The sequence below is a fragment of the Nocardia sp. JCM 34519.1 genome, assembly GCF_020361265.1.
GTDB lineage: Bacteria > Actinomycetota > Actinomycetes > Mycobacteriales > Mycobacteriaceae > Nocardia > Nocardia arthritidis_A.
On record NZ_JAIRBR010000001.1, the window covers coordinates 601,047 to 623,797 of the forward strand.

General features: G+C 64.9%; 25 protein-coding genes. 15 read left to right on the forward strand and 10 right to left on the reverse strand.

Annotated features, from left to right (window positions below):
- The first annotated feature begins 16 nt into the window (after positions 1-16).
- From LGY53_RS02860 to LGY53_RS02880, 5 genes are all read left to right on the forward strand, one after another.
- Positions 17-1,150, forward strand: coding sequence for an Mrp/NBP35 family ATP-binding protein (locus LGY53_RS02860; RefSeq protein WP_225725052.1), 1,134 nt, complete (start codon positions 17-19; stop codon positions 1,148-1,150).
- A gap of 68 nt (positions 1,151-1,218) precedes the next feature.
- Positions 1,219-1,551, forward strand: coding sequence for a DivIVA domain-containing protein (locus tag LGY53_RS02865; RefSeq protein ID WP_225725053.1), 333 nt, complete (start codon positions 1,219-1,221; stop codon positions 1,549-1,551).
- A complete protein-coding gene (locus LGY53_RS02870; RefSeq protein WP_225725054.1) occupies positions 1,548-2,174 on the forward strand; it encodes a DNA-3-methyladenine glycosylase I in 627 nt (208 codons plus the stop codon). The genes LGY53_RS02865 and LGY53_RS02870 overlap by 4 nt, the downstream gene beginning before the upstream one ends.
- Before the next feature lie 102 nt (positions 2,175-2,276).
- Positions 2,277-2,444 (forward strand): DUF3117 domain-containing protein, encoded by a 168-nt coding sequence (locus LGY53_RS02875; RefSeq protein WP_011211259.1) that lies wholly within the window; start codon positions 2,277-2,279, stop codon positions 2,442-2,444.
- The gene (locus tag LGY53_RS02880; RefSeq protein WP_225725055.1) at positions 2,445-3,299 is read left to right on the forward strand and encodes a putative RNA methyltransferase; all 855 of its coding nucleotides are present in this window, start codon (positions 2,445-2,447) and stop codon (positions 3,297-3,299) included.
- Here LGY53_RS02880 and LGY53_RS02885 read toward each other — a convergent pair.
- Together LGY53_RS02885 and glgA are read right to left on the reverse strand one after the other, a co-directional pair.
- Positions 3,284-4,018: a DUF2071 domain-containing protein gene (locus LGY53_RS02885; RefSeq protein WP_225725056.1), complete on the reverse strand. Its 735-nt coding sequence runs from the start codon at positions 4,016-4,018 to the stop codon at positions 3,284-3,286. The two genes, LGY53_RS02880 and LGY53_RS02885, sit on opposite strands and share 16 nt — an antisense overlap.
- A gap of 82 nt (positions 4,019-4,100) precedes the next feature.
- Positions 4,101-5,270, reverse strand: coding sequence for a glycogen synthase (gene glgA / locus LGY53_RS02890; protein ID WP_225725669.1), 1,170 nt, complete (start codon positions 5,268-5,270; stop codon positions 4,101-4,103).
- Between the two features lie 162 nt (positions 5,271-5,432).
- Between glgA and glgC the strand changes: the two genes are divergently transcribed.
- A complete protein-coding gene (gene glgC, locus LGY53_RS02895; RefSeq protein ID WP_167477619.1) occupies positions 5,433-6,647 on the forward strand; it encodes a glucose-1-phosphate adenylyltransferase in 1,215 nt (404 codons plus the stop codon).
- A gap of 312 nt (positions 6,648-6,959) precedes the next feature.
- Here glgC and LGY53_RS43435 read toward each other — a convergent pair whose 3' ends face one another.
- The 5 genes from LGY53_RS43435 to LGY53_RS02915 form a co-directional block, all read right to left on the reverse strand.
- Complete coding sequence (locus tag LGY53_RS43435; RefSeq protein ID WP_255663511.1) at positions 6,960-7,091, reverse strand: hypothetical protein; 132 nt, start codon at positions 7,089-7,091, stop codon at positions 6,960-6,962.
- 1 nt (position 7,092) lies between these two features.
- On the reverse strand, positions 7,093-7,572 hold the full coding sequence (locus LGY53_RS02900; protein WP_225725057.1) for a hypothetical protein: 480 nt from the start codon (positions 7,570-7,572) through the stop codon (positions 7,093-7,095).
- Positions 7,573-8,274: 702 nt separating this feature from the next.
- Positions 8,275-8,703 carry a hypothetical protein gene (locus LGY53_RS02905; RefSeq protein WP_225725058.1) on the reverse strand — a complete coding sequence of 143 codons (429 nt, stop codon included), beginning with the start codon at positions 8,701-8,703 and terminating at the stop codon, positions 8,275-8,277.
- Between the two features lie 8 nt (positions 8,704-8,711).
- A complete protein-coding gene (locus tag LGY53_RS02910) occupies positions 8,712-13,163 on the reverse strand; it encodes a DUF6531 domain-containing protein (RefSeq protein WP_225725059.1) in 4,452 nt (1,483 codons plus the stop codon).
- 145 nt (positions 13,164-13,308) lie between these two features.
- Positions 13,309-13,746, reverse strand: a complete 438-nt coding sequence (locus LGY53_RS02915; protein ID WP_225725060.1) for a hypothetical protein — start codon at positions 13,744-13,746, stop codon at positions 13,309-13,311.
- Positions 13,747-13,960: 214 nt separating this feature from the next.
- Here LGY53_RS02915 and LGY53_RS02920 point away from each other — a divergent pair, with 214 nt between their 5' ends.
- Complete coding sequence (locus LGY53_RS02920; RefSeq protein WP_225725061.1) at positions 13,961-14,173, forward strand: hypothetical protein; 213 nt, start codon at positions 13,961-13,963, stop codon at positions 14,171-14,173.
- Positions 14,174-14,176: 3 nt separating this feature from the next.
- Here the strand turns inward: LGY53_RS02920 and LGY53_RS02925 are convergent, their stop codons facing one another.
- Positions 14,177-14,413, reverse strand: a complete 237-nt coding sequence (locus LGY53_RS02925; RefSeq protein ID WP_225725062.1) for a hypothetical protein — start codon at positions 14,411-14,413, stop codon at positions 14,177-14,179.
- A gap of 57 nt (positions 14,414-14,470) precedes the next feature.
- Positions 14,471-15,103: an O-methyltransferase gene (locus LGY53_RS02930; RefSeq protein WP_225725063.1), complete on the reverse strand. Its 633-nt coding sequence runs from the start codon at positions 15,101-15,103 to the stop codon at positions 14,471-14,473.
- A gap of 427 nt (positions 15,104-15,530) precedes the next feature.
- Here LGY53_RS02930 and sigE point away from each other — a divergent pair, with 427 nt between their 5' ends.
- From sigE to LGY53_RS02970, 8 genes are all read left to right on the forward strand, one after another.
- Positions 15,531-16,193: an RNA polymerase sigma factor SigE gene (gene sigE, locus LGY53_RS02935; protein WP_225725064.1), complete on the forward strand. Its 663-nt coding sequence runs from the start codon at positions 15,531-15,533 to the stop codon at positions 16,191-16,193.
- Between the two features lie 69 nt (positions 16,194-16,262).
- Positions 16,263-16,658: a zf-HC2 domain-containing protein gene (locus LGY53_RS02940; protein WP_225725065.1), complete on the forward strand. Its 396-nt coding sequence runs from the start codon at positions 16,263-16,265 to the stop codon at positions 16,656-16,658.
- A gap of 10 nt (positions 16,659-16,668) precedes the next feature.
- On the forward strand, positions 16,669-18,228 hold the full coding sequence (locus tag LGY53_RS02945) for a trypsin-like peptidase domain-containing protein (RefSeq protein ID WP_374111118.1): 1,560 nt from the start codon (positions 16,669-16,671) through the stop codon (positions 18,226-18,228).
- 394 nt (positions 18,229-18,622) lie between these two features.
- Complete coding sequence (gene tatB, locus LGY53_RS02950; protein ID WP_225725066.1) at positions 18,623-19,042, forward strand: Sec-independent protein translocase protein TatB; 420 nt, start codon at positions 18,623-18,625, stop codon at positions 19,040-19,042.
- A 76-nt stretch (positions 19,043-19,118) separates the two neighbouring features.
- A complete protein-coding gene (locus tag LGY53_RS02955; protein ID WP_225725067.1) occupies positions 19,119-19,979 on the forward strand; it encodes a hypothetical protein in 861 nt (286 codons plus the stop codon).
- A 165-nt stretch (positions 19,980-20,144) separates the two neighbouring features.
- Positions 20,145-20,723 carry a hypothetical protein gene (locus tag LGY53_RS02960; protein ID WP_225725068.1) on the forward strand — a complete coding sequence of 193 codons (579 nt, stop codon included), beginning with the start codon at positions 20,145-20,147 and terminating at the stop codon, positions 20,721-20,723.
- On the forward strand, positions 20,720-20,929 hold the full coding sequence (locus tag LGY53_RS02965) for a hypothetical protein (protein WP_225725069.1): 210 nt from the start codon (positions 20,720-20,722) through the stop codon (positions 20,927-20,929). Before LGY53_RS02960 ends, LGY53_RS02965 begins: the two co-directional genes overlap by 4 nt.
- A gap of 18 nt (positions 20,930-20,947) precedes the next feature.
- Entirely contained in the window at positions 20,948-22,024 is a 1,077-nt protein-coding gene (locus LGY53_RS02970) for an XdhC family protein (RefSeq protein WP_225725070.1), read from the forward strand.
- Positions 22,025-22,034: 10 nt separating this feature from the next.
- On the opposite strand, the gene LGY53_RS02975 is transcribed toward LGY53_RS02970, so the two are convergent.
- Positions 22,035-22,622 carry a Uma2 family endonuclease gene (locus LGY53_RS02975; RefSeq protein WP_225725071.1) on the reverse strand — a complete coding sequence of 196 codons (588 nt, stop codon included), beginning with the start codon at positions 22,620-22,622 and terminating at the stop codon, positions 22,035-22,037.
- Positions 22,623-22,751: the final 129 nt, after the last annotated feature.

The following is a 22,751-nucleotide window of genomic DNA, read 5'->3' on the forward strand; positions in this document are numbered from 1 at the left end:
GCCTAAAATTCCGACCATGTCAGTGGTTACGGAATCGGATGTGCGAGCAGCCCTCGCGAAGGTCGACGATCCGGAGATCCGTAAACCGATCACCGAACTCGGCATGGTCAAGAGCGTCGCGATCAACGGCAGCGACGTCCATGTCGAGGTCTATCTGACGACGGCAGGGTGCCCGCTGCGCACCGAGATCACGCAGCGGGTCAGCCGGGCCATCGCCGATGTCGCCGGTGTCGGCGCGGTCACCGTCGATCTCGACGTGATGAACGACGAGCAGCGCACCGCACTGCGCAAACAGCTGCGCGGTGATTCCGCCGATCCGGTGATCCCGTTCGCCCAGCCGGGTTCGCTCACCCGCGTGTACGCGGTGGCCTCCGGTAAGGGCGGCGTCGGAAAGTCCAGCGTCACGGTCAATCTCGCGGCCGCCATGGCCGAACGCGGGCTGTCCGTCGGCGTGCTCGACGCCGATATCTATGGGCATTCGGTGCCGCGCATGCTCGGCACCGACCAGCGGCCCACCCAGGTCGAGCGGATGATCATGCCGCCGGTCGCGCACGAGGTGAAGGTCATCTCGATCGCCATGTTCACCCAGGGCAACACGCCGGTGGTGTGGCGCGGCCCGATGCTGCACCGCGCGCTGCAGCAGTTCCTCGCCGACGTGTTCTGGGGCGACCTGGACATTCTGCTGCTCGACCTGCCGCCGGGCACCGGCGATGTCGCGATCTCCATCGCGCAGCTGATCCCGAATGCGGAGATCCTGGTGGTCACCACGCCGCAGCCGGCGGCCGCCGAGGTGGCCGAGCGGGCGGGCGCGATCGCGCTGCAGACCCGGCAGCGCATCGCGGGCGTGGTGGAGAACATGTCCTGGCTCGATCTGCCCGACGGCACCCGGATGGATCTGTACGGTTCCGGCGGCGGACAGTCCGTCGCGGACCGGCTCACCCGCGCGGTCGGTGCGAATGTGCCGCTGCTCGGCCAGATCCCGATCGAGCAGTCGCTGCGCGAGGCGGGTGACGAGGGCACCCCGATCGTGCTGCGCGATCCGGAAAACCCTGCCGCACAGGCGTTGCGGGATATCGCCGACAAGCTGGCGGTGCGCCGCCGCGGCCTCGCGGGGATGTCCCTCGGCATCGACACCACGCGTCATCTGTAACCGCCGCGTCCGATTTCCGCCGCGCTCCCGCGTGCTCGGTGTCGGTGCGAGCAAATAAGCTCGATGCCATGCTCACGCTACTGCTGTACGTGCTGATCATCGGTCTGGTCGCTGCGGTGCTGTTCCTGCTCGCGAGCGCTGTGTTCGGCCGCTCCGAGGAGTTGGGCCCGCTGCCGGAGGGGACCACCGCGACGGTGCTGCCGGTCGAGGGGATCACCGGCGCCGATGTGCGTGCGCTGCGGTTCCAGCAGGTGGTCCGCGGTTATAAGGCGACCGAGGTGGACTGGGCGCTGGCCCGCCTCGCCGCCCGGATCGACGAACTGCAGGTGCAGCTGGCCCAGGCGCTCAACGGCGATGCCGCGACTGCCCGCCCGGCCGCACCCGAATCGGCCAACCGTTGACCGCGCCCGACACGCCCATCCGCTGTCCGTGGGCCGGGCCCGACGAGCTCTACCTGCGATATCACGACACCGAATGGGGCCGCGAGCTACACGGCGACGACGCCATGTTCGAACGCCTGTGCCTGGAGGCGTTCCAATCCGGCCTGTCCTGGATCACCATCCTCCGCAAACGTCCGGCGTTCCGCGCGGCGTTCGCCGGCTTCGCCATCGAGCGGGTCGCCGAGTTCGGCGACGACGATGTGGCGCGTCTGCTGGCCGATTCGGGGATCGTGCGCAACCGGTCCAAAATCGAGGCCGCGATCGCCAATGCGCGGGTTGCCCGCGACCTCGATATCGGACTGGACGACCTGCTCTGGTCCTTCGCTCCCGAGCCCCGCGCGCGTCCGAGGACGGTCGCCGACGTGCCGGCCACCACACCCGAATCCGTCGCTCTGGCAAAAGAATTGAAGCGGCGCGGATTCCGCTTCGTCGGCCCGACCACGGCTTACGCGCTGATGCAGGCGACCGGAATGGTCGACGATCACCTGGCCGATTGCTGGGTCGGGAGTGACCCGCCTGACACCGCCACGGCGATCACATTTCGAACTCAGGTATCCGTCCACTCCGGCGATAGGGAAGAATAGGACCGGTGTAGCTCGCCAAATGCCGGCGAGCTCACCTGTTGGTGACAACTGGAGTTCCAAGAAAGTGCGCAGAAAACCGCGCAGATCTGGAGGGAGCAGAGGATGGCGGCCATGAAGCCCCGCACCGGGGACGGTCCCCTCGAGGCAACCAAAGAAGGGCGTGGAATCGTCATGCGGGTTCCACTCGAGGGTGGCGGGCGTCTGGTCGTCGAACTCACGCCGGACGAGGCTGCGGCACTTGGTGACGAACTGAAGAGCGTCACCAGCTGAGTGTCCTCGGCTGAAACCTCGGCGCTGGTCGTCGTGGCCGGCCTGCTGGCCTGCCCGGAATGTGATCTCGCATTCGAGGTGCCAACTCGTGTCCTGCGCTGCGCGCGCGGACACAGCTTCGACATTGCCAGACAGGGGTACGTCAGCCTGTTGACCGGCGCGTCGACCAAGATGACCGGCGATACCGCGCCCATGTTGGAGGCACGTGCCGCCTTCCAGGGTGCAGGCCATTTCGCACCGATCGCCGACGCGGTCGCCAGGGCCGTCGGGTCCGCGGCATCGTCGTCCGGTCCGGTCGCGGAGATCGGCGCCGGCACCGGGTACTACCTGGCGAGCGTCCTCGATGCGACGCCCGCCGCCTTCGGCATCGCATTGGATGTGGCCAAACCCGCCGCCCGCCGCGCCGCCCGCGCGCATCCCCGCGCCGCCTCGGTACTCGCCGACGCCTGGCGCGGACTGCCGTTCCGCGACGGCACGATCGGCACGGTGCTGTCGGTTTTCGCGCCGCGCAATCCGGCGGAGGTCGCCCGCGTGCTGCGCACGGACGGTCGATTCGTCGTCGTCGCACCGACCGAACGTCATCTGGGTGAGCTCATCGGCCCGCTGGATATGGTGTCGGTGGATCCGGATAAGGATCGTCGCCTGGCCGAATCCCTGTCGAACCGATTCGAGCCGACCGATCGCGTCGTCGTCGACTATTCGATGAAGCTCGGCCGCGCCGATGTGCGCAATGTGGTCGCGATGGGTCCGTCCGCATTCCACGCCGAGCGGTCGGCCGATGCGGCCATCGCCGCGCTGCCGGATACTGTCGAGGTCACCGCCTCGGTGACGGTGACGTCCTACCGACCGGCGTAGTCCGCCACCCGCATCGGATCCCTCGGGAACCATTCGGCCGCGACATCGCGCATCAGCATCGCGGAGTCGAAGGCGATGCTGCCCGGTGGGAAATGCCGCGGATCCTCGAAGAAGCTGGACCGCACCTCATCGATTTCCAGCGGATGCAGTTGCCAACGTGCGACGGACAATTCGATCCCGTCCAGCAGGTGCGGATCGAGCCCGCTCGAATACCCCACCGAACCGCCACGGAAGAAATCCGTCGCCGCCGCGAGATCCGGGAACAGCGGGCTTCCGGAGAAGTGGTCGACCTCGTGCACATCGGCGCGCATCCACGCCGAACCATCTCGGCTGGTGAAAGCGATATGCAGCGCACCGGGCGCCGCCCGCACGGTGAAATCGGCGCGGTGGTGCGCACCCGGGAATATCCGGCCGCCGACAAGCACATTCAATACCGATCCGGTGTCGCGGCGCGGAATGTACACACCGGTTTCGACACCATCCGGACCGTCCCATTCGACGGCGATCCGATGTGCGGCGTTCTCGCTGTGGGTGCCGATGGCGGCGGGCAGTCCGGTCGGCCGGACCGCGCCGAGGCGGATCGCGCAGATCCCGGCGACCGCCCGATCGCCAACCAACTGCGGGCGCAGCGGCGCGGGCAGCAGTTTCGCGACCACTTCCGGATCGGCGCGGTAGTTCACCAGCAGCCGTCGTTCGATAACACTGGACAGGCGCGTCATCACGTCCCATCCCCCTCCGTGCGGAGTTATTGGACGCCTTCAGCCTTCCGGATTCGGCAGCGGTGTGTTAGGGCCGCAGTTCTCACGGCTTGCGGAGTCGCTGATACAGCGCGATAGTGCGCTCCGCGATCCGGGACCAGTCGAATTCGGCGATGGCTCTGGCCCGGCCCGCCGCGCCGAATTCGGCGGCCAGCACCGGGTCGCCCGCCACCTCGTTGACGGCGGCGGCCAGGTCCATTTCGTATTTCCGGTGGTCGGCCGGGTCGTAGTGGACCAGGCGGCCGGTGGCGCCGTCGGCGACCACCTCCGGGATCCCGCCGACATCGGAGGCGACCACGGCGGTGGCGCAGGCCATCGCCTCCAAATTCACGATGCCCAGCGGCTCGTACACCGATGGGCAGACGAAAATCGTCGCGGCCGAAAGGATCTGGCGAACCTGCTCGGTGGGCAGCATCTCCCGCACCCAGAACACGTTGCCGCGGGTGCGCTGCAATTCGGCGACCGCCTCAGCGGTCTCCACCTCCAGTTCCTTGGTGTCCGGCGCGCCCGCGCACAGCACCAGCTGGATATCCGGATCGAAATCGCGGGCCGCGGCGAGCAGATGCCCGACACCCTTCTGCCGGGTGATCCGGCCGACGAAGGCGACGATCGGGCGGTCCATCCGCACCCCGAGCACCGCGAGGATCGGCCGGGAACCGGCGAGCGGCGGACCCGGATGCCACACCGTCGCGTCGATTCCGTTGTGGATCACATGCACTCGATCCGGATGCAGCGCCGGATACGCGTCGAGGACGTCGTGGCGCATCCCCTCGCTCACCGCGATCACCGCGTCCGCGTATTCGACGGCATTGCGCTCCGACCACGACGACAGCCGATAGCCGCCGCCCAGCTGTTCGGCCTTCCACGGCCGCCGCGGTTCCAGCGAATGCGCGGTCAGTACGTGCGGGATGCCGTAGAGGGTTGCCGCGAGGTGGCCCGCCAGGCCGGTGTACCAGGTATGCGAATGCACCACGTCCACCTCGCCGGCGGCATCGGCCATGCGCAGCTGGGTGGACATCATCTGGAGCGCGGCGTTCGCGGCGTACAGCGACGGGTCCGGCTGGTGCACCACCGCGTCGGTGCGCGGCGCTCCCATGCAGTGCACGGTGACATCGCACAGCCTGCGCAGCTGCGAAGTCAGTTGCGTCACATGGACTCCCGCTCCCCCGTACACCTCGGGCGGATATTCGCGGGTGAGCATCGCGACGCGCAGCGGACCGGGGTCGTAGCCGGAGCCGACCCTCGAATCCCGTTCGGCAACGTTGCCCGAGTCTCCGCCCGCCAGCCCTCCGGTGCCCAAACTCACGCGTTCAAAAGTAGACGGTCACTCCGGCACGGGCCACTTACCGGCGTCCCACACGGTAGTTTGGGCAGTGTGAGGAGCCAGCCGCACGTACTCGGGATCGTGCTCGCCGGTGGTGAGGGCAAGCGTCTGTTCCCACTCACCGCGGACCGCGCCAAACCAGCGGTCCCCTTCGGCGGCGCCTACCGTCTCATCGACTTCGTACTCAGCAACCTCGTCAACGCCGGCTATCTGCGACTGTGTGTGCTCACCCAGTACAAGTCGCATTCACTGGACCGGCATATCTCGCAGACCTGGCGGTTGTCGGGTTTCGCCGGTGAATACATCACGCCGGTGCCCGCGCAGCAGCGGCTGGGCCCGCGCTGGTACACCGGCAGCGCCGACGCGATCATGCAGTCGCTGAACCTGATCTACGACGAGGATCCGGATTACATCGTCGTATTCGGGGCCGACCACGTGTACCGGATGGATCCGGAACAGATGGTGCAGCACCACATCGATTCCGGCGCAGGCGTCACCGTCGCCGGGATCCGGGTGCCGCGCAGCTCCGCCAGCGCCTTCGGCTGCATCGACTCCGACGAGTCCGGGCGCATCACCCAGTTCCTGGAGAAGCCCGCGCACCCGCCCGGCACCCCCGACGACCCCAATATGACATTCGCGTCCATGGGCAACTACGTCTTCACCACCAAGGTGCTGGTGGACTCCATCCGGGCCGACGCCGACAACTCCGACTCCGACCATGACATGGGCGGCGACATCATCCCCTCCCTCGTCGCCGCGGGCCAGGCCGGCGTCTACGACTTCGCCGACAACGACGTGCCCGGCGCCACCGAACGCGACCGCGGCTACTGGCGCGACGTCGGCACCATCGACGCCTTCTACGACGCCCACATGGATCTGGTATCGGTGCACCCGGTCTTCAACCTCTACAACCGGCACTGGCCGATCCGCGGCGCCGCCGAAAACCTGCCACCCGCCAAATTCGCTCAAGGCGGACTGGCCCAAGAATGCATCGTCGGCTCCGGCAGCATCCTGTCCGCCGCCACCGTCCGCAACTCGGTCCTGAGTTCGAACGTCATGGTCGAAGACGGGGCCACCGTCGAGGGCAGCGTGCTCATGCCCGGTGTGCGAGTAGGCCGCGGAGCCGTTGTGCGGCACGCGATTTTGGACAAGAACGTTGTCGTGGGCGAGGGCGAGATCATCGGGGTTGATCTGGAACGGGATCGGGAGCGGTTCGCGGTCAGTAATGGTGGGGTGGTGACCGTTGGTAAGGGTGTTTGGGTCTAGGTCGGACTAGTGTGTTGGCGTCTCGCGTGTCGGACGTCGTCGCACTCCGGTTTCCGAACCAAACACCCCGTACACCGAATGTTCGGTTCGAAGATGGGGTGCGGAAACTATGCCTGGCTCATCCCAGTTCGGTTTCGCTCTGCCACTTTTCGCGGTAGCGGAGCACACCCTCTGGCGTGCAATCCTCATGCCCGAACTCCACCCCGCAGCGGTCGCAGATATTGAACGAGGGTGTTCGCCCGTCCGCGCCCCAGGGCGGATCGCCCTGCGCGAGACCGCACACCCGACACCTGTCATCGCTAGTTCGAGAATTCACCGCGACCTCTCGCTGTGATTGAACGCCTCGCCGTCGTTGCGATCAGAGTCGAAGAAGCCCAGGCTTCCGACCGCGCGACACACCAGCGCGTCTCTGTCTTCCATGAACAGTCCGTAGCGTTCGCTCATCTCACTTGCCAGGGTCGTGGGCAGTTATGGCCTGCTGCAAGCCTTTTGGACCGAGTGTCGACTCGTAAGGCCCGAACCCCAAAGCGCCCACCACGATCAACACATCGTCGATCCTCCGGTCATCAGCCTCGGAGCTGAACGAAGCAATCCGATCGAGACATTCCGAGAAAACCCACCGAATCCGATCGGCCAGCACGCTCGGATCAGATACGGGACCGGTTACCGGCGCGTACGCGGGTGTACACACTATTAGGTCCGGTGCGCCATCCGACCGAAGGTTCTCCAGAATCTGCGCGTGGTCACGATTATAGAAACCACCATAGCGATCGTGCGCGAGATAGCTCGGCATGATCACGGCATCGCACCCGAAGCCGACTTCAGGCATGCTCCCCACCCGGAACCGCACTCCCGCCACATCCGCGAGAGCAGCCCGCCACGACGTGAGTTTATCCGCGAACCGCGCAGCGATCGTCAAAGCCAAGTACAACTCGCCCTCCCGTTGCACAGGTGTCGGTCATTCATATTTCGGATACCCAACAGACAAAGGAACTTGATACCGGCCCGCCAACTCGAGCAATCGGGCACGAACCTTCGACGGATCACCGATCCGAATACCGCAACTTATTCGATACTCAGAACTGTCCAACGCCTCGATTTCAACCACTCTTTCGCCCGATGAGTCGAACCCGACAAGCTCACACTCGATCACTTGCTCCAAAGCGGAACAAAACTCCCTTATCCCAGCCCGATCGAAGATCGCAGCTACACTGTCGATCGCACTCTGAAACTCCGCCCAACTGATACCGCCGGGAAACTTTTCCCATACCGTCGAAATCCAGAACCTTCCATTGCCAACGATTCGGATCGAACACATCGACAACCTCAGCGAACGGGATCAGATTGCACCCTGCGACATAGGGATTGATAACTTAATCACCCTGGGCACAACCAACTAGTTATCGCGGCTTGCTTCATCAAACCTCCGACAAGGTTCACGATGCCAACGCTTCCCCTGGTCAGAACAACCCACTGCGGAAGGTTTCCTTCGGCCAATTCCTTGTCGAGCAGCCACATTACGCCGAGCGGGCTTTTACGCTAACCCAATTCTCTCAGATCCGTCCTTTGCAGAGCATCTTCGACGACACTGGTTCGATCCCCGCAGCGCGCAGGATCCATAACTCGGTTATCCTATGGACATAAAAGGGATTACCGACTCGGGATGCACCGTTTCGGCAATCAGGTCAACTCTGCGTCCAGTAATTTCTCGAATTGCACCCATAAGCCGACCGACCTCCCGAAGACCACCAGCTGTCGCAATCATTTCACTTTCGCACTGGAGATCGATCACCGACTCTTCGAACAGCGTTGATGTCCAAATCTGTCCACCTTTCCGGAGTGTAAGCGTATACCCAGCATCAAAACTGTCGGCGAACATCGACGGCTCGATACGAAAGGGGATCGCAATACCGGCTCGCTCGAGCTTCCCTTGATAACCGAGCAGCAAGGCCGTGCGCAGCAGCGTATCCCACTTTACCGAGTCGGCACCTGGCGCGAATATCTCTACAAGCTCGCCGTATTCAGCAATCTTTCGCGCAATATCTTCGATCGTCATATAGCGTCTCAGATCTCGAGGAATCCAACAAAGCTGCCATCCTGCCGCCACCTTGCTCCTATATCGGGGAGTTTGAAATCATACACCGGCCCGAACTCGGCATTATGGTAGGATTGAAGTGCAGTCTTCGGGTTGGTCAGGATGTCCTCGATCAAGTGGTGTGCCATATCGATACGTTCCTTTCCGGAGCTCAAGAAAATCACACTCGTGTTCGGTCGTGTCATATGCTTTTGGTAGGCACGGGATGCAGCAGAATCTCCCGCCCTCCCGTTCAGTGGTTCCGTTGCATTGCGATATAACGTCTCCCTACACGGCGTCAATCCCAGCGGGTCAGACCATATCGTTGGATTGTGCGGGTAACAACCGGGGTTGGGCGCAGGTTCGAGCCCTAACGGATCCAGAGTCAGAAAGCGACCATTTGACGGATCATAGAATCTGTGCAGACTATAGTTCAGCCCGGTCTCCGGATCGTGACATTGCCCCGGGAACCTAAGTATGCAACCCGATTCGCGATCCCACGTGGAATTTCCCCATAAATCCCCGGTATCAATGCCTATCACACCACCTGATAGAGGGTCGACGAGTGCGGTCGGCGCACCGACGAGATCGGTTATAACCGCACGGAACTCGCGATCGTCCACCTCTCGTACGATTATTTGGCTAACCGGTTCATAGCCGTTAGGGGCGTAATCCCATCTGACTGTCGAATCAGTTGCAGCTTGCTCGATGAGATGAGTGACATCCCATGTGTAGTCGATTTGTTCGAGAACTGCACGATCCGATGCCAAACGTTGTTTCGTGACGCGACGGCCGAAGGCGTCGTAGGTGTAGTGCCACCACTGGTGGTCGGGGGTCCAGACGTCGGTTAGTTGGTCGAAGGCGTTGTAGTTGTAGTGCCAGGTGGTGGGTTTGCGGGAGGGGCGGGTGGTGGTTTTGCGGGTTAGGCGGCCGGCGGCGTCGTAGTGGTAGCGGGTGTGGCCGTCTCGGATCAGTAGGTTGTTGCGGTATTCGCGGCGGTCCCAGATCGGTGGGGTTTGGGGTTGTGTATCAGGGGGCGGTGGGGTGTAGGCGGCGGTGATGTTGCTCAGCGGGTCGTAGGTGTATTGCTCGGTGGGGATTCCGTTGCGGGTGAGGGTGGTTACGCGGCCTATGGGGTCGAGGTTGTATTCGGTTCGGGTTGTTCGGTTTTCGTGGGTGACGGTGTGGGTGGTGGGGTATCCGTCTGGGCGCCAGGTGAATTCGTCGTGGCGGATGGCGCGGTTGGTGGGGTGGGCGGTGACCTGCTGGTGGGTTAGGTGGCCTACCGGGGTGAGGGTGCGGTCGATGGAGATGTTGCCGATGCGCCAGCCTGTGGTGCGGCCGAGTGGGTCGTGGGTGAAGTGGATGCTGTTGCCGTCGGCGGTCAGGTCGGTGACGCGGCCGGTCGGGTCGTAATCCCAGGTTGTGACCGCGCCGGATGGGGTGGTGCGGTGGGTGCGGCGGCCGTGGGGGTCGTGTTGGTAGACCATCGGCGACTGGTCGTCCAACCGCTGACTGGCCAGGTTGCCGGTGACTGTGTGGGTGAAACTCAGTGTGTGGGAAGGGGTTTGGGCGGTGAGGACGCGGCCGACCGGGTCATGGGTGTAGCGGATCCAGTCGCCGGTGTCGGCGGTGATCGCGGTGAGGCGGCCGAGGATGTCGTAGGTGTGGTGGCGGGTTATGCCGGTTGCGGGGGTGACGGTTTGGACGCGGCCTGCGCGGTCGTGGGTGTAATTGGTGGTGGCGCCGGTGTAGTCGGTTTCGGTTGCCAGTCGGCCCGCGGGATCGTAAGCGTAGTGCCAGGTTTGGCCGAGGGGGTTGGTGACGGCGACGAGGTGGCGTTCGGTGTCCCAGTCGTATCTGGTTGTGGCGCCGTCGGGTTCGGTGCGTTGGGTGAGGAGGTCGAAGGGGCCGTAGTGGTAGCGGGTGATGCCGTTGTTGCGGTCGGCGTGGACGGTGAGGTTGGCTTCACCGTCCCAGCCCCAGACTTCGCTGTGGCCGTCGGGGTCGGTGCGGCGCAATAGTTTTCCCTCGGCAGACCAGGTGTAGGTAGTTGTCGCGCCGAGGGCGTCGGTGACGGTGACGGGGCGGCCGAAGTGGTCGCGATCGATAACGGTCACGCCGCCGTGGGGATCGGTTACCTGGATCGGTAGACCGGCGGCGTCTACTTCGATAATCGTATGTGCGCCAGTCGATTCGGTGATGGTGGCGACCGCGCCCGTCGGGTGGTGGGTGAATTCGGTGCGTACGCCTGCGGCATCGATGGTCGCGGTGAGGTTGCCTTCGGCGTCCCACTCGCGGTGCTCGACGGTGCCATCGGCTTCGGTGACGCTGGAAGGGCGATTGTGGGCCTGGTACCCCACGGTCAGTTGGTGGCCGTCGGGACGGGTGATGACGGCGAGGTCGCCGTCGGCGGTGTAGGTGTAGGCGGTGATCGCGCCGTCTGGTGCGACGACCCGCACCGGGCGGCGGTCGGCGTCGTAGTCGGTCAGGGTGCGGGCGCCGGTGGGGTCGATCTGGACGCGCATGCGGAGGTCGGTGTCGAACTGGAAGGTGGTGGTGTTGCCGAGGGAGTCGGTGTAGAGGGTTCGGCTGCCGGTGCCGTCGGGGAAGGTGAAGTAGTCGAATTCGGCATTGACGATGTCGGAGTTGCCGCGCTGCACGATGACGCGGCCGGCCTCGTCGTAGGTGTTCAACAGGGTGTTGCCGTTGGAGTCGGTCCACGACAGCATTCGGTGGTCGGAGTCGTAGGTGAAGTGGGTGGTGGCACCGACACCGTTCGTCACGGCGGTCAATTCGCCTGACTCATAAGCGAATTCGCGGACCACGGTGGCGACTTCGGCGGCGTCGAGGACTGCCAACCCGATAACTCGTCCATCGGCGGTGTCGACGCGAACTCGGTAACCGCCGGAATGCGATACCTCGGTGGGCGCACCATCGGCGTTGTAGTGGAAGCGAATTCGATTGTGGTGGCGATCGGTGATGGCGGTGATCGCGAGGTTCCCCAGTAGTTCGTCGACCCCGCCGAGCACCGGATCGGGTGCGAAATGCCAAGTGATTTCGCGGTCGGTATCGTGGACCCGATATTCGCCGCTGTCGGTGCGGGACATGGTCCAGCGCAGGCCGTGGTTGAGCGGGCGCACGGGAATATCGGGTGCGGTGTGCGGATAGGCCAGCAGAATTCCGTCTTCGCCGACGAATGTGACGCCGCTCTGTTCGACGACGACCCGCATATCCAGCGTCGCCGACCAGGACGGTCCGAACCAGCGGCCGAATCGATAGCTGGACCGATGTCTGCGCGCCAAAACCAGCGCGAGCACTCCGGGTAGTTCGACATCGGTTGCGGGAAGCAGGAATTCGCCGGTGGCGGCGTCGACGGGATCGCCACAGTCGGTGACCTGCTTCGGGGTTTGGGTATCTTTCGGATTGTCCTTCTTGGCCTGGTCGGTGACACCCTTGTCGTTCTTCGCCCGCTGCGTCGTCTCCGGCTTGTCCTGGGTAGACGGATTGTGGCTGGAAGGATGGGTGCCGTCCTCGGAATGCGTTGGCGTGTCGTGCGTTTCGGTCGGCTTGGTCGAAGTCGGATGCGTGTCGGTCGAGGTGGGGCGAGTCTCCGTCGAGGTCGGGTGCGTGGCGGTATCCGTCGACTTCCGCGCCGTCGACCGAGGAGTTTCGTGCGCTTTCCCCTTACCCGGCAACGCCTTCCGGATATCGGAGAACACATCCTTCAACTTCGCCAGCAGCGGCTTCAACTTGGCGAACGTGCTGGACAGCTTCCGGAACAGCGAGGAGATCGTCTTCAACGTCTTGGCGACATATGTCGCGGCCTGTGCCGCGACCAAAGGTGTTGCGATGCCGACGGAGAACACTTCCTCCGCGGCCCACGCCGCCAACCGCCCGACAGTCTGCGCCACCAGGTCCCGCACCGTTTGACGTACGGCGGCAACGATTCCCGCCGCCATCCGCACCGCGCTCGCCCCGGATTCGGCCGCCTTCGCTGCGGCGGCAAGCAGATTCGAGGTGTCGGCCGCGCGAGCCTTGTAAGCGTCGGCCGTGCTGCCCAGCCATTCGCCGGTATCGGATTCGACCGCGCGCTGATGCTCGGTGATGGTCGCACCGATTTTCTGCGAAACGTTGTCCCAGGTCTTGGCGAATGCCTCGATCTGATCCGGATCGCCCGCCACCCAGTTCAGCGCCTCCTGCAACGGACGCACATGTTCGATCAGGAACCCGACCCCGTACGAGGCGATGGTGCCGATCGGATCGATGACGACCGAGGCCACCTCCATACCGACACCGAGCACCCCGAGCCCGGATTCGATCCACGACCCGGACGAGATCGCATCGTGCAGACCCGTCACGGATTCGACAAGGCCCACACCCGAATACGACCGAGTGGAATCCTCCTTCTGCGCGATCAGCGGGTTGGACGATCCACTCACCGCATCGCACCCGCAGCCGTCAGCACCGAATCCCCCTCCGATCGCGATATCCGATGAGACGCCAGACTAGCCCAGGCCCGCCGAGCCGCCAACGGTGAAACCAGTTCCGCCGCAGCTCGGAAGCCTTCTGTTCGGCCCGGACCGGTCAGCCGATGACGAACGGCTGCGTTCCGCTTGTTGCCAGGACCGCGTTCACCGGCGGCCCCTGGACCAGGGTCGCGGTGGCGGTGCCGTTGGCTCCCGCGGAAATGGGGAGCACATTGCCCGGCGACCAAGCGAAACCCTGCCAATCGTGCAGCGCGCCATCGCACGGGATGAAGACGGGCCCGGCCAATTGCAGCGGCGGCGTTCCGCTCGCGTTGGCGCTGCCCCCGACCAGCGTGTACATCGTGCCGGTGAAGTTGACCGCGGCCTGGCCGCCACCCGGACAGCTGGCATTGCCGTACACCGTCACCGTGCCGAGACTCCAACCGAGCCGCGAGCCGAACGACACCGACGCGGGTGGGTCGGCCGAGGCCGGGCTTGCCGTGCTCAGCGCCGCGGCGACCACAATCATCAGAAGGGATATTCCGTAGCGCACCATGATCCGCCTCCTTCGGTATTCACCTTTCGGCAGCTCTGTACAAGATCGTATTCCCGATCGCGCGCAGATTTAACGGATCGGCGCAGGTCATGAGCGCAGGAATCGGGTTGCGGAACCGCCACGAAATCGAGATCGAATCACCGGTACGAAGCGACCGGAATCGGGTATTAGGTTGGGATCAGCGCGAAATGGTCGACCCTGCTAGGGACCGCAGATGATGTTCTTCAACAACGATGACGATCAGCTCGTCCCCATTCGACGGGTCAATTGGGGAAGGGCCGTGGTCGCATTGGGATTCGTGCTCGTGGGCGCGATTTTGGTGATGCTGTTGGTGAGTAATGCGGATTTCGGAAACAAGTCGCCCACAACGGTTCCGCATACTACGGGCAACTGCGAGCCGTTCTGCACGGCCCGGCCGACGCAATAGCGCTCATGGCGTCGGCGGCGCGGTGTTGGTGCAGAAGGGGTAGCACGGGCCCGAGGTGTATGGCACGCGACTCGGGTTCTGGTCGAAATGCGCACTGCTGACCAGCAGTAGAACGATGACCCCGAAGACGATGATCACTACGAACGAGACGACGGCCAGTGGAATCGCAGCGGGATATCGGTGCCTTGCTTCCTCCCCCATGTGCAGGTTCTCGACGAATTGCGATCCACGGTCCCACATAGCCGTACCTCCAGCGGGAGGCATACCCGACCATCCGGGACGTAATCAACCCATCAATCATCCCCTTGCGGCACAAAGCAATCCGTCGCCGACCGGAATGAGCACGCTGGTGAGTTCGGGATCCTCGGCGATGGCGCGGGTCGCCGCGCGCACCGCCTGCGTCGCCGGATCACGTTGTGCCGCATCGGGAACCCGCCCGCCGAGCAGCGCGTTGTACAGCAGGATCGCGCCGCCCGCACGCAGCAGCCGGACCGCCTGCTGTACGTATTGCGGATGTTCCAGCGGCGCGGCATCGATGAAGACCAGGTCGTAGGCGCCGTCGGCGAGCCGGGGCAGCACATCCAGCGCCCGTCCGTTGATCAGCCGGGTGCGGGCGGGCGGGATTTCGGCGGTGCGGAACGCCTCCTTGGCCGCGCGCTGATGCTCCGGCTCGGAATCGATGGTGGTCAGCGTGCCGTCCTCGCGCATGCCGTCGAGCAGCCACAGCCCGCTGATTCCGGCTCCGGTGCCCACCTCGACAACCGCCCGCGCGCCGAGGAGCTGGGCATACATGCTCAGCAACGCGCCGACGGACGGCGGCACCGGCGCCGCGCCGAGTTCGGTGGCCCGCTCGCGCGCGCTCACGAGTACCTCGTCCTCCACGACGGACTCCTCCACATAGGCAAGGTTCCGCTCCAGATTGGATGCCACGCCTAGAAGGCTAGGGCAGGCGAACGTTCCGGGTCGTATTCAGCGCACGAGTCGATCGCCGAAATGTCGCGTCGGATCACCGCACGCACCGGATCCCCCCGGCCGCGAACGGTCGGCAGATCGCCGGCAACCGCGAAAATCGGTTGCCCGTGCCGATCACGCTTGGCAGGTTTGGCGTTACGAATTCGGGTACCGCTGCGATACGACTGTCGGGCGCCGACGGATTCTCAGGTGTCCCTCAGGATCTCCATATCCCGGCCATACCGGGACAGGAAAGAGTTGGCACTACGCAAGACCAGCCGACCGCACCGGGCGGGACGCGGGAACAACGCCATAGCACATGACGTTGGTACCCGTACGACAGCGATTAGTAGATCGCTGTCGGGTTCCGTAACGACGGTCCCGAGTAGGAGGTAGCCCCATCCACATGGTCGATGCGGCGCGTGAGTACGCCACCCTGCCAGAGCCGAACCCGCCGATCGAGGCGGTCGCGGCCGATGACGAGTTGACCGGTACCGCGGCATTCGATGCCACCGGCGATCGATCCGTGATGCCGACCTGGGACGAACTGGTCCGCGAGCACGCAGACCGGGTCTACCGGCTGGCCTACCGCCTGTCCGGTGACGCTCAGGATGCCGAGGACCTCACCCAGGAAACGTTCATCCGGGTGTTCCGTTCGCTGTCGAACTACCAACCGGGCACGTTCGAGGGCTGGTTACACCGCATTACCACCAACCTCTTCCTCGATATGGTGCGGCGACGCAACCGGATCAGGATGGAGGCGCTGCCCGAGGACTACGACCGGGTGCCCGCCGACGGCCCCGGCCCGGAGCAGGCCTACCACGACGCCCGGCTGGATCCCGACCTGCAGTCCGCCCTCGACTCGCTGGCGCCGGAATTCCGCGCCGCGGTGGTGCTCTGTGACATCGAAGGTCTGTCCTACGAGGAGATCGGCGCTACGCTCGGGGTGAAGTTGGGTACCGTGCGCAGCCGGATCCATCGCGGCCGTCAGGCATTGCGGGACTACCTTGCGCATAATGGAGTTGAGCAGCGCTTCGCCGCACCGGTCGCCGGTGTCGACGAACACTGACGCGAAGATCGGGCGATCCGTCGGGCAACCGGCGATCCCTATGGGCAGCGGTCGAAGGGTGAACACCGAATGAGTGGCGAGTCCAGCACGTCCGGTCGTCGTCCGCGCTTCCGCCCCACCGAACATCTGGCCAGCGAGGCAATCGCGGCCTACGTGGATGGCGAGCTGCGGATGAATGCCTATCTGCGTGCCGCCCAACACCTTTCGCAGTGTCCGGAATGCGCCGCGGAGGTCGAGGCACAGCAGCAGGCGCGTATCGCGCTGCGCCGGGCCGCTCAGGTATCGATTCCGAGCAGCCTGCACGACAGTCTCACCCGGATCCCGCTGGCCGAGCTACCGGGCGGTGCGAGCGCCGCCGCGCAGGCGCAGCAATCGCCGCGCGAGACCCCCCGCAACGAGGCGGTTTTCGGCTTTCTGACCGATTCCTTGACCGCGACCCGGTGGACCAGCTGGTGGCGCAAGTAGAGTTTGGCGAGTGACCACCGAATCGACGAACACCGGATCGGCCGAGACCCCGGATGACGTCCGGGACGGGGTGTCGGATTCGGCGGCCAACAGGGGGAACCTGAGGCCGCCGGGCGCGCCCGTACTGGGGCCGCGACCGGTTTATCGGCCGCATATCGACAAGCACACGGCGCGCGCCTTCCGCCGCCCATCCGGCCAGGTCGGTTCGTTCGCCGAGGCGGCGCCGCGCGGCACGGATCAACCCAAATCGCCGGAGCTGGAACTGCACAACAGCCCGCCCGACACGGTACTCGCCGAGGCATTCGGCCGTCCGGCCGGCTCCACCGAACTACTGCAGCGCGATCCCGATGCCGCCGACCTGAACGGCGCGCCCGCCGCGCCCGCCGACCCATGGCGCGATCCGGCCTCCGGCGCCCGGCTCGGCGCGCCCGCGGTGCCGACACCGCAACCGGAGCCGCTGCCGCAGGCGCGCAAGCTGACCGCCCGCGAGGTGCTGTTCGGCTCCCGCGTCGCCCCGAAAGCCCTTGCCCTGCTTACGCTCATCGCGCTCGGCATCGGCGTGATCGGCGGCCTGGCCGGCCGGTTGACGGCGGAGACCGGTTCGACATTCACCTCGAAGAAGGTGACGCTCAGCCAGTCCGGCGAGGGCGACCGCCCGCACAATCAGGTCGCGAAGGTGGCCAATGCGGTGCAGCCGTCGGTGGTGACCATCCGGGTCACCGTAGGGGACAACGGCGCCACCGGTTCGGGCGTTGTGATCGATGGCGCGGGCTATATCGTCACCAATAACCACGTCATCTCGATGGCCGCGACGGATAAGACCAATAAGGCCGTCATCCAGGTGGTGTTCTCGGACGGCACCAAGGTTCCGACGCATATCGTCGGCCGCGACACCAAGACCGACCTGGCGGTGCTGAAGGTCGACGTCAAGAACCTGACCGTGATCAAACTGGCCAAATCCAGCGATGTGCAGGTCGGCGACGATGTGATCGCGATCGGTTCCCCGCTCGGCCTGAGCAAAACCGTCACCTCCGGCATCGTCAGCGCGCTGCACCGGCCGGTTTCTCTCAAGGGCGAAGGTAGCGATACGAACGCGGTGATCGACGCCGTCCAGACCGACGCCTCGATCAACCCGGGCAACTCCGGTGGCGCGCTTGTCGACCTGGACGGCCAGTTGGTCGGCATCAACTCGGCGATCCGCAGTGAGACCGGCGGTTCGGTGGGCCTCGGGTTCGCCATCCCGGTGGATGTAGTGACCCAGACCGCGCAGGCTCTCATTCGTGATGGCGTTATCCATCATCCGATGCTCGGCATCAGTCCTCGCACCAAGGCGGTCGCGAACGATGTGATGAGCGGAGCTGAGGTCGCCGATGTCGTCCCGGGAAGCCCCGCTGCGAAGGCGGGCATCGTCGAGGGCGATGTCATCGTAAAAGTCGGAGACCGTGATGTGACCGGCCCGGAAGAGCTCATCGTCGCAGTTCAATCACACCGGATCGGCGAAACGGTCAATATGACGTTGATCCGTGATGGCAGGCAGGTGAATGTGCCGGTTGTGCTGGAATCCGACTGAACAATCGCCCCGTCTTCGCCGATCTCACTACACGAAACACGTTCCGGCAGAATAGCTCTCGTGCTGAAACCGCTTGCGAGGTATCCTCGGTGAGTCCGGTGATCACAATGGGAGGGGTTTCAAATGCGCCGGTTCGTTTATTCGATTTTCACTTCCGCCGTCGTGGTGCCAGCCGGCCCTTGTCGGCTTCGCCGCATCAGCATCAGCTGACAAGACGGTTGCCTGGTATGACTGCCAGTCGGCGGGTGGAAAGGTCGCAACTGCGGCAGATGGTGTGCAGTACTGCTACGGCGGGCCCTACAACGGCTACGTAGTGGTCTGGCCTTCGTAGGAGTCGTCACACACCCTGTCTCTGCTTGAACCGACGAGGGCCGCCCCGGGTAGCCTGGAATCCATGTTCAGCGGTATCGGCTGGAGCGAGTTCATGATTCTGCTCGTTGCGGCCCTCGTCATCCTCGGCCCCGAGCGACTGCCCGGTGCGGTGCGGTGGACCACGCGCGCGCTACGTCAGGCACGCGACTACGCCAGTGGGGCGACCACCCAGTTGCGCCAGGAGCTGGGGCCGGAGTTCGAGGAGCTGCGCAAGCCGCTGGCCGACCTGAACGAGCTGCGCCAGATGAACCCGCGCACCATGGTCACCAAACATCTTCTCAACGGGGATGATTCGCTGTTGCGGGATCTGGAGAGCCAGCTGCCGAACAAGAACGACCTGTACGGCGGTACCACCGCTGCGGCACAGCAGTATCCGATGCCCGCACCGCAGAAACCGTTGGAGCGCAACGAGCGTCCGCCGATCGATACCGACGCGACCTGAATTCCGCCCTGGTCCGGGCGTGTCGGCGTCAAGCGGGCTAGACGCACGCGGCTGTCGAGCTGTCTAGACTTCGCACATGTCGGCCGATGACGTGGCGCGGGTTTTCGCGATCGAGGACAAGGTCGAGCGATTGAAGGCGGCCACCGAGGGGGTGGCGGCGGCCCAGCAGACCATCAACGAACTCACCCGCATTCGTCGAGCGGTCATTCGCGAATTACATGCCGAGGGTTGGACTTTCGCCAGAATCGGGGCCGCGGCCGGATTGTCCCGGGCGCGGATTCATCAGGTGAGCACCCAGGGGCCCGCACCGGAAGGTCTGTTCTTCGGACACGGCGCGCTCACCATACTCGCACCCGAGGTGCGGGCGGGTCGGATGATCGGCGCGCCGGATCCGACCGCCGCGCCGCGCCTGGTGGAACTGTTGCGCGAGTTGGGCTTCACGGTCACCGTCGAACATTTCCTGCCGGGCCGCCCGATCGACCTGAACCGGGACGGGCTCATCGTGCTCGGCGGGCCCGAGCTCTCCCCCAGCCTTCGGCAGCTGATCGTGGCCGATCCTCGGCTGCGGCGCGCGGTGGCGCGGGCGGGCGACGTGCGGCGCGGCATCGAGGATCGGGCGGCGCGGCGGGTGTATCGGCCCGGCGGCCCGGATCCGCACGACATCGCCTATCTCGCCCGGCTGCCGCGCCCCGACGGCCGCGGCACGGTGCTCATCATCGACGGTCTGCACCCGCCGGGATCGCTCGGTGCGATCCGGCTGCTGGCCACCCGGCTCGCGACCCTGCACGAGCGGGCGGCGAACCATCTCTTCTCGGTGCTGATCGCGGTGCGCTACGACCGAAATACTGGCGAACCTCTGGATACCGATTTACTGACCCCCGTCTACCGCCACGACCTGGTCGACGCCCGCACTGCCATTCCGCGCCCGCGACGCTGATTCCCCCATGTTTCACCCTTGTGACGTGCGGCCACACTAGTTATTTCCGAATGGAAATCAGGATAACGGTCGAGTAACAGGACGCTCGTCACCCTTGCGCCACCCCCGATAGTGCCTGAATGCTCAAGTAGCTCTAAGTTTGCTATCGAGTAAGTAGGTGGAGTCTTGTTCGCGTACTCGACACCCGGGGACAGCGTGTTGAACCTGTTCACCGAGCCCCCCGAAGTCCCAGGTCCCGAGGCGATCGATGCGGTAGCCGAGACCGAGACGGCGCCGATCATCACCACGCACCGCGTCACCTACAGTGACCGGCTCAAGGTCTTCATCGGCCCGTCGGAGACGGTGCAGAACTTCCTGCGCCCGCTGCGCAGGCTCGATGGATACGACCGCTACTCGGTCTGCATGACCCGCCTGCCCGCACCGATGCGCTCCCTCGACATCCCGGCAACGCCGAGCGCCGACCGCGGCGAGGACCAGCTGACCTGCATGGGTTCGGCCGACGAGCTGGTCATCGAGTTGCGCAGGACCGTCGACGGCGCGACACGCCGATACCTCGTCGGCACCCATCCCGACCGCGTCGGCGTGCCAGTGCTCACCATCTCCGTCCAACGCGGCATGCACCAGCTGCGGGTCCACTTCGACGAGGTATTCACCGCCGACGAGGCCGCCGAGATCCTCACCGCCTACTACCGCACCGGCGAGGTGCCATCCGAATTCACGCTGCGGGAGCTGATGATCCGATGACGCTGCTGTTGATCGTCGGCGCCGCCGTCATCGTCGGCGGAGTGCTCGCCATCATCGCGGGCGCGTTCGTGCGTGCGCGTTCCGAGAGACAATATCTACGGGTGGCCGATATCCAGGCTCGGCTGGCCGTCGAGCACGCGGCGGCCGACGAGCGAGACGAGCGCCTCGCCGGATCGGCGGATCTCGCCGACGAGACGGTCGCGTAAGAGGAAGGGACGGCGTTCGTGCGTACGATGCTCGATCAGCTGATCTCGCTGCTGCCCAACGGCCCGGTGGCGCTGGCCCGCATCGTCGATGCGACCGGTCCCGGCCCGCGGGAAACCGGTGCGGCGATGGTGGTGACGGCCGAGGAGACGGTTTTCGGTTCGCTGTCCGGCGGCTGTGTGGAATCGGCCGTGCTGGAATCGGCGCGGCAGGTGCTCGCGGGCGCACCGCCGGTCATCGATCGGTTCGGGTACGCCGACGGAATGGGTTTCGAGGTCGGGCTCACCTGCGGTGGCGAGATCGAGGTCTGCGTCGAGCTGGTCGATATCGACCGGATGCCGCTGCTGCTCGCATTGCGCACCGAGGTGATGGCGGGCAATCCCGTCGCGCTGGTGACAACGCTGAACGCGGGCAATGACTGGAAACTGTTACGGCCGGACGATTCCGAACCGTGGCACGGCATCGACCAGGACGCCAAAGCGCTGCTGGCCGCCGGGCACAGCGGGGTGGTCGGCGCCGAGGAGTGCGATGCCGAGCAGAATCCGCGGCCGCGCGCCTTCGTCCAGGTCTTCGCGCCGCCCGCCCGGATGATCCTGGCCGGCGCCAACGATTTCGTGCGCGCGCTCAGCCGCACCGGCCGCCAACTCGGATATCGGGTCACCGTGGTGGACGCCAGGGAGACCTTCGCGACCGCCACGCGCTTCCCGTCGGCGCACGAGGTGGTGGTGGACTGGCCGCACCGGTATCTGGCGGCCGAGCACGAGGCGGGCCGACTCGACGAGCGCACGGTGGTCTGCGTGCTGACCCACGACAGCAAATTCGACGTGCCGCTGATCGCCGCCGCGCTGCGCATGCCGGAACTCGCGTTCGTCGGCGCGCTCGGCTCGCGCCGCACCCACGCCGAACGCGCCGAACGCCTGCGCGCCGCCGGTGTCACCGACGCCGAACTGGCCCGGCTGCACAGCCCGTTGGGTCTGGATCTCAACGCCCGCACACCGGACGAGACGGCGATTTCGATCGCGGCGCAGATACTCGCCGAGCGCGGACAGGCGTCGGCCCGTCCGCTGTCGAGTACGGACGGGCCGATTCATCGCTGAGGCGAGCTGACTATCTACTACTCATCAAAGACGCAAGATCCAATTCGATCGGCAATCCGGCCAGCTCGAGAACTATTCGGTTTGCGCTCTCACCCATCTGTTCGTATTCGCCGTCGATCAACCGATAGGCCGCGAGACTGACTGGCTCATTGATATCAACTATCCAGTAATACTCAATACCGTACTCGGCGTATTCACTGAACTTCTCGACCTGATCTGTACGCCGAGTCCCACGGGACAGCACCTCCACCGCCAGCAGCACTTCCGACGCATCGGATCGTGGTATGCCTGCCTTTATCCCATCATCCGGTACAACGATCACATCGGGTACACGTACGGTAGCCGGTGGGTTCGGATCGATGACAACTTCGCTCTCCGTCAGCACCCCGTAGATTTCCGGCAGTTGCGGTTCCAACTGCGCCGCAAGCCGCCACACAGCGCGCTGATGCACCTTCATCGGCCTAGGACACACTCTTAGCACCCCCTCGACAAGCTCGTACCAACGGCTGTTGTCTTCGGGCAGCGCGATCCAATCTTCCAACGTCATCAGATGATCCGGGTAACCGAACCCCGTGGGCTCATGATCCGGAACGTGCATAGCAACCACCGTAACCTCCTCCCCACCCGGTCTTGGACCGGTATTCAGTCTTCCACAGTTCGGTGCCCGACGGCGGAAGCATACGGGCTCCCGCCGACAAGTCGAACAGTTTTTCGATAGGTCAAATGA

Excerpts from the sequence above, each read along its gene's own strand:
- LGY53_RS02860 (WP_225725052.1), top strand. The coding sequence starts at position 17 with ATGTCAGTGGTTACGGAATCGGATGTGCGAGCAGCCCTCGCGAAGGTC.
- LGY53_RS02865 (WP_225725053.1), top strand. The coding sequence starts at position 1,219 with ATGCTCACGCTACTGCTGTACGTGCTGATCATCGGTCTGGTCGCTGCG.
- LGY53_RS02875 (WP_011211259.1), top strand. The coding sequence starts at position 2,277 with ATGGCGGCCATGAAGCCCCGCACCGGGGACGGTCCCCTCGAGGCAACC.
- LGY53_RS02885 (WP_225725056.1), bottom strand. The coding sequence starts at position 4,018 with ATGACGCGCCTGTCCAGTGTTATCGAACGACGGCTGCTGGTGAACTAC.
- LGY53_RS43435 (WP_255663511.1), bottom strand. The coding sequence starts at position 7,091 with ATGAGCGAACGCTACGGACTGTTCATGGAAGACAGAGACGCGCTGGTG.
- LGY53_RS02905 (WP_225725058.1), bottom strand. The coding sequence starts at position 8,703 with ATGACGATCGAAGATATTGCGCGAAAGATTGCTGAATACGGCGAGCTT.
- LGY53_RS02915 (WP_225725060.1), bottom strand. The coding sequence starts at position 13,746 with ATGGTGCGCTACGGAATATCCCTTCTGATGATTGTGGTCGCCGCGGCG.
- LGY53_RS02920 (WP_225725061.1), top strand. The coding sequence starts at position 13,961 with ATGATGTTCTTCAACAACGATGACGATCAGCTCGTCCCCATTCGACGG.
- LGY53_RS02925 (WP_225725062.1), bottom strand. The coding sequence starts at position 14,413 with ATGTGGGACCGTGGATCGCAATTCGTCGAGAACCTGCACATGGGGGAG.
- sigE (WP_225725064.1), top strand. The coding sequence starts at position 15,531 with ATGGTCGATGCGGCGCGTGAGTACGCCACCCTGCCAGAGCCGAACCCG.
- LGY53_RS02940 (WP_225725065.1), top strand. The coding sequence starts at position 16,263 with ATGAGTGGCGAGTCCAGCACGTCCGGTCGTCGTCCGCGCTTCCGCCCC.
- tatB (WP_225725066.1), top strand. The coding sequence starts at position 18,623 with ATGTTCAGCGGTATCGGCTGGAGCGAGTTCATGATTCTGCTCGTTGCG.
- LGY53_RS02955 (WP_225725067.1), top strand. The coding sequence starts at position 19,119 with ATGTCGGCCGATGACGTGGCGCGGGTTTTCGCGATCGAGGACAAGGTC.
- LGY53_RS02965 (WP_225725069.1), top strand. The coding sequence starts at position 20,720 with ATGACGCTGCTGTTGATCGTCGGCGCCGCCGTCATCGTCGGCGGAGTG.
- LGY53_RS02975 (WP_225725071.1), bottom strand. The coding sequence starts at position 22,622 with ATGCACGTTCCGGATCATGAGCCCACGGGGTTCGGTTACCCGGATCAT.